This window comes from Harryflintia acetispora (genome assembly GCA_004340125.1).
GTDB lineage: Bacteria > Bacillota > Clostridia > Oscillospirales > Ruminococcaceae > Harryflintia > Harryflintia acetispora.
This window is the reverse complement of record SLUK01000019.1, coordinates 1-3027: the sequence shown is the minus strand read 5'-3', so window position 1 is coordinate 3027 and position 3027 is coordinate 1. Positions and strand designations below refer to the sequence as shown.

The 3027-nt window shown below is 51.6% G+C and carries 1 rRNA gene; it reads left to right on the top strand.

From position 1 onward, the window contains the following. Nucleotides 1–127: 127 nt before the first annotated feature. Nucleotides 128–2967, top strand: a 23S ribosomal RNA gene (locus EDD78_RS13800). Nucleotides 2968–3027 lie beyond the last annotated feature (60 nt).

Here is a 3027-nt window from a genome sequence, read left to right as displayed (position 1 = left end):
AGCAATAGTACCTTGAAAATTGAACAAAGAGTAAACTGCGAATTGAGGAAAAACCAAGGATTCTGGATGAAAGTCCAGGATTCAAATGGGTAATACTACAAATTTGCTGAGAGAGAACAACACATAAGGTCAAGCTATAAAGGGCGCAGGGCGAATGCCTTGGCACCAGGAGCCGACGAAGGACGTGGCAAGCTGCGAAAAGATACGGGGAGCCGCAAGCAGGCATTGATCCGTATATGTCCGAATGGAGCAATCCGGCCGGAGTAATTTCCGGTCATCATACAGTGAATTCATAGCTGTATGAGGGGAACCCCCTGAACTGAAACATCTAAGTAGGGGGAGGAAGAGAAATCAACCGAGATTCCGCTAGTAGTGGCGAGCGAACGCGGAAGAGGCCAAACCAAAGGTAGAAATACCATTGGGGTTGTGGACTGCATTTAGCATTGATGAGACTTAGCCGAACTGCATGGGAAGGCAGCCCGGAGGGCGTGAGAGGCGCGTAGGCGAAAAGTCGAGTCAGCGAGCAGGATCCAGAGTACCGCGGGACACGAGGAATCCCGTGGGAAGCCGGGGGGACCACCCTCCAAGCCTAAATACTCCCTGGTGACCGATAGCGTATAGTACTGTGAAGGAAAGGTGAAAAGGACCCCGGGAGGGGAGTGAAAAAGAACCTGAAACCCTGTGCCTACAAGCACCTAGAGCACGTCAATGTGTGATAGGGTACTTTTTGTAGAACGGTCCGGCGAGCGTATGTAACGAGCAAGGTTAAGGACTTAAGGTCTGAAGCCGAAGGGAAACCGAGTCTGAATAGGGCGTATAGTTTGTTGCATTCGGCCCGAAACCGGGTGACCTATCCATGTCCAGGCTGAAGTGGAGGTAAAACTCCATGGAGGGCCGAACCGACCTCCGTTGAAAAGGCGGCGGATGAGGTGTGGATAGCGGAGAAATTCCAATCGAACCCGGATATAGCTGGTTCTCCCCGAAATAGCTTTAGGGCTAGCGTTGTGTATGATTACTGGAGGTAAAGCACTGAATGGGCTAGGGGCCGAGAGGTTACCGAACCCTATCAAACTCTGAATGCCAGATAATCTTAGCACAGCAGTCAGACAGTGTGAGATAAGTCTCATTGTCGAAAGGGAAACAGCCCAGACCCACAGCTAAGGTCCCAAAGTCAGTTTAAGTGGAAAAGGATGTGGAGCTGCTAAGACAACCAGGATGTTGGCTTAGAAGCAGCCACTCATTAAAAGAGTGCGTAATAGCTCACTGGTCGAGTGGCTCTGCGCCGAAAATGTAACGGGGCTAAAACTGACACCGAAGCTTGGGCTTCATGCGAAAGCATGAGGGGTAGGGGAGCGTCGTATATGGAGAGAAGTCGTAGCGAAAGCGGCGGTGGACTGTATACGAGTGAGAATGCCGGAATGAGTAGCGCGAATTATGTGAGAATCATAATGGCCGAAAGCCTAAGGTTTTAGGAGGAAGGTTCGTCCGCTCCTAGTTAGCCGGGAGCTAAGGTGAGGCCGAAAGGCGTAGCCGATGCACATACGGTAGAAATTCCGTAGCCGCCAAAAGATTTAAGTAAAGGGACACTGTCAAAGTGAGCAAGCCGGGCGTTGGTAGACCCGGTCGAAAGGGACTGAAGATTAGTAGGGAAGTGCTCATAGCGACAGGCGAGAAAAGCTTTATGAATATCAGAGGCGCCCGTACCGCAAACCGACACAGGTAGGTAGGAAGAGAATTCTAAGGCCAACGGGAGAAGGGTTGTTAAGGAACTCGGCATATTGACCCCGTAACTTCGGAAGAAGGGGTGCTCATAGAAATATGAGCCGCAGAGAATAGGTCCAGGCGACTGTTTAGCAAAAACACAGGTCTCTGCTAAATCGAAAGATGACGTATAGGGGCTGACACCTGCCCGGTGCTGGAAGGTTAAGAGGAGATGTGCAAGCATTGAATTGAAGCCCCAGTAAACGGCGGCCGTAACTATAACGGTCCTAAGGTAGCGAAATTCCTTGTCGGGTAAGTTCCGACCCGCACGAATGGTGTAACGATCTGGACGCTGTCTCAACAACCCGCCCGGCGAAATTGTAGTACCGGTGAAGATGCCGGTTACCCGCGACAAGACGGAAAGACCCCATGGAGCTTTACTGTAGCTTAATATTGGATTTCGGTATTTCATGTACAGGATAGGTGGGAGGCTAAGAAGCAGGCACGCCAGTGTCTGTGGAGCCGACGTTGGGATACCACTCTTGAGGTGCTGGAATTCTAACCTGCGGCCGTGAATCCGGTCGGGGGACATTGTTAGGTGGGCAGTTTGACTGGGGCGGTCGCCTCCAAAAGAGTAACGGAGGCGCTCAAAGGTTGGCTCAGCACGGACGGAAACCGTGCTTTTGAGTGTAAACGCGTAAGCCAGCCTAACTGCGAGACCGACGGGTCGAGCAGTAACGAAAGTTGGAGTTAGTGATCCGGTGGTATGTGAGTGGAAATGCCATCGCTCAACGGATAAAAGCTACCCTGGGGATAACAGGCTGATCTCCCCCAAGAGTCCACATCGTCGGGGAGGTTTGGCACCTCGATGTCGGCTCATCACATCCTGGGGCTGTATTCGGTCCCAAGGGTTCGGCTGTTCGCCGATTAAAGTGGTACGCGAGCTGGGTTCAGAACGTCGTGAGACAGTTCGGTCCCTATCTGTCGTGGGCGCAGGATATTTGAGAGGAGCTGTCCCTAGTACGAGAGGACCGGGATGGACGCACCTCTGGTGCACCAGTTGTTCCGCCAGGAGCACAGCTGGGCAGCTATGTGCGGAATGGATAAACGCTGAAGGCATCTAAGCGTGAAGCCAACCTCAAGATAAGATATCCCACTGAGTCAATCAGGTAAGACCCCTTGAAGACTACAAGGTAGATAGGCCTCAGGTGTAAGTGCGGTGACGTATTTAGCCAGGAGGTACTAATCGGTCGAGGGCTTGTCCTAATGTGTATATTCTCTTGTTGCTTTATTGCAACGCTCTTTGTTCAATTTTCTGGGTACTAG